Origin of the sequence: Bradyrhizobium sp., assembly GCF_019244115.1 — a bacterium.
Lineage (GTDB): Bacteria > Pseudomonadota > Alphaproteobacteria > Rhizobiales > Xanthobacteraceae > Bradyrhizobium.
Genome location: NZ_JAFATE010000528.1, coordinates 1 through 2564, shown reverse-complemented (window position 1 = coordinate 2564; position 2564 = coordinate 1). Strand labels below are relative to the sequence as shown.

Below are 2564 nucleotides of genomic sequence, written 5' to 3'. Positions count from 1 at the left end.
CCGCCGAGCGGCGCGTATCGAGCGCGCCCTGCTTGACCTTCTCGAACACCTCGCTCAGGTCGGCGATCACCCCGAGCGTGAGCCGCGCCGACATCTCCTCATCGCCCCGCAGGCAATAGGAGAGCAGCGACATGTCGGCGCCATAGTCCTTCGCGGTCTGAAAGGCGGCGATGAAGAAAGCGCGCTCCTCCGGCGTGTCGCCGGCGCGCGCGGGGGCGCTGGCGAGCGTGAGGAACAACAGGGCGGCAAAGAGCATTCGCATGGCGATCTCCTCGGGGCGCGCGCGTGCTTGCGCGAGCCAGCTTGCCACAGGTTCTCGCGCGCCGCGAACGCGCCCCCTCTCCCCGCTTCGCGCTAGCTGATTCACACATCGCGGAGCGCGGCGAAGGCTTGAGCGATGCCTAGGAAGTATTCGAGGCCGCGTCTGAATGTGATCGGCCCCGGCTTGGTGCGCGGATAGCCGTCCCATGAGCCGAGCCTTGCGATGATCCAAGCGGCCCAGGCCAGGCTACGGTCTGGATGAGGATTGCTCTGCAGCTTGGTGCGTCCTTCGTATTGCGCGCCGAGGGCGGCGAGAAGGTCGATTTGTTTCTGGTTAAAGGCGAGGCTGGCCGGCTCGCCGCCTTTTCCTTCGCGGGCTTGCACGAGCTGCAGGGTGATGACGGCGGCCTTGGCGGCGATCGCGGTGAGCTTGAGCAGGCGATCAGCGGTCTCTAGACGGCTGTCTTCGAGCTGTAGGCCCTGGGTCTTGATGAGACGGAAGAGCTGCTCGATCGTCCAGCGTCTCTTGTACCAATCAACGATGCGCCAGGCGGAGGCGACATCGGCGACTTCGTGGGTCGTCAAAAGACGCCAATGCAGAGGCTCGACGCCGGCTGGCGCCTTATCCTCGATGACCTCGATCAGGTTCAAATCGACGCTTTGGGGCAAAGAGCGCGCCGCCGTCTCCGGCCTTCGGATCGTCACGCGGCCGAACCGCAGCGAAAGCTCGGCTTGCCGCGCCGGCCGATCGAAGCGCGCGATAAGGTCGACCCGCCTCTTATCGACCACTGGGAAAGCGGCGCCGGCCGCATAGAGGCCGCTGCCGTCGGTGAGGGCGCGATCGTGCATCACGCGCGACAACAGATCGAAGTTTTGCGCCGCAACGCCTGCCCATTTGGGATAGATGTCGCCTTCGCGGTCGTCGATCACTGTGACGCTCGCGGCCGCCGCCAACACCTCCTTGGCGCACTCGGCCGTCATCACCCAGCGTTTGGATTCCTTCTCTTCGAGCGGGCGCTTGGCGTGTGAGACCGTTACCCGGCCCGCCCGCGTCCAGACCTCGCCGGCCACGAGGCCGAGACAAGCATCGCTTTCGGCGTCGAGCGCCAGCATGGCGTGCAAAAGCACGCCGCGCCCGCTCCCCTTGCCGATCTCGCCTAAGCCGCGCCGTCGCTCGGGCCTCGTCTTGAAGTTGATCTCGCTGGTGTCCTGGATCGCCAGAACATGCCGGCCCCCCGCGGCGCTCCGCGTCTGCTCGCTCCATCCCTGGATCAGGGCCGGAAGCGTCACCTTCTCGTTGCTCAGAAACCGGCCATAGCGGACGGTCCCAGCCCGATCGCCGCCCGCCGCCCGCTTAACGCACGAGGTCGAGCGCGCGACCATGCCTTCAAGAAGCGCCGCCCCCCTTTATCGAGACGACGATCCCCGAACCGGCCCAAGCAATACTGTTCCTTCAACATCGCGCGCTCCTGAAGCAGAATCGAAGCGCCGCACACAGAATCACAGATCGTAACCGCAACGGAAGCCCAAACTCTCAGGGTGAGTCATTCCGCCGCGCTACGATGTGTGAATCAGCTAGACCTTCGCCGGGAGAAGGGGGCGCGCGCGGGCGCTCCTATTCCTGCCGCACCAGCCGCAGGATCGCCTCGACCGCCATCCTCTTGTGCTTAGCGCGCCGGGCCGGGCTTGTGAGGTCGATTTTGAATATCTTGCCGAACGTGTGCTTGTTGGAGACGCGGAAGAAGCAGAGCGCGCTGATCGCCATATGGAGGTCGATGGCGTCCAGATCCGCGCGGAAGGCGCCGGCGGCGCGGCCGCGCGCGAGGATGCGCTCGATGATGGCGATGACGCCTTTGTTGATCTCGCGGATCGGCCCGAGCTGGCTAAGATGCTCGCCGCGATGGATGTTCTCGATCGCCACCAGCCGGATGAACGCCTCGTTGGCGTCGTCGTTCTCGAAGGTCTGCTCGACGAGGCTGCGCAAGGCGGCCTCGGGCGGCTGGGTTTCCAGATCGAGCTTGGCCTCGATCGCGCGCACCGCGGAATAGGCGTTCTCGAGGACGGCCCGGTAGAGCGTCTCCTTGTCTTGGAAATAGTAATAGATCATCCGCTTGGAGGTGCGCGTGCGCTCGGCGATGGCGTCGACGCGCGCGCCGCTCAGGCCGTGCGTCGAGAATTCCTCCGCCGCGACCTCGAGAATGTCGGCCTTGGTCCGCGACGGATCGTTCTTCCTCTTGCGCTTTCCGTCTCGGCGCTTCGGGGCGGCGGCGCTCGCATCCATCCGTGGTCTCTTCCGGCGCCGA

General features: G+C 65.6%; 3 protein-coding genes. All 3 read right to left on the bottom strand.

Annotated features, from left to right (window positions below; all coding sequences use genetic code 11):
• Nucleotides 1–262: hypothetical protein (locus tag JOZ76_RS23350; RefSeq protein ID WP_291702332.1), on the bottom strand; the 262-nt coding region annotated here is incomplete at its 3' end.
• A 101-nt stretch (nucleotides 263–363) separates the two neighbouring features.
• A complete protein-coding gene (locus JOZ76_RS23345) occupies nucleotides 364–1644 on the bottom strand; it encodes an IS4 family transposase (protein ID WP_291702330.1) in 1281 nt (426 codons plus the stop codon).
• Between the two features lie 232 nt (nucleotides 1645–1876).
• Nucleotides 1877–2542, bottom strand: coding sequence for a TetR/AcrR family transcriptional regulator (locus JOZ76_RS23340; protein WP_291702334.1), 666 nt, complete (start codon nucleotides 2540–2542; stop codon nucleotides 1877–1879).
• Nucleotides 2543–2564: the final 22 nt, after the last annotated feature.

Coding starts and splice junctions, on each gene's coding strand:
- JOZ76_RS23345 (WP_291702330.1), bottom strand. CDS start 1,644: ATGGTCGCGCGCTCGACCTCGTGCGTTAAGCGGGCGGCGGGCGGCGAT.
- JOZ76_RS23340 (WP_291702334.1), bottom strand. CDS start 2,542: ATGGATGCGAGCGCCGCCGCCCCGAAGCGCCGAGACGGAAAGCGCAAG.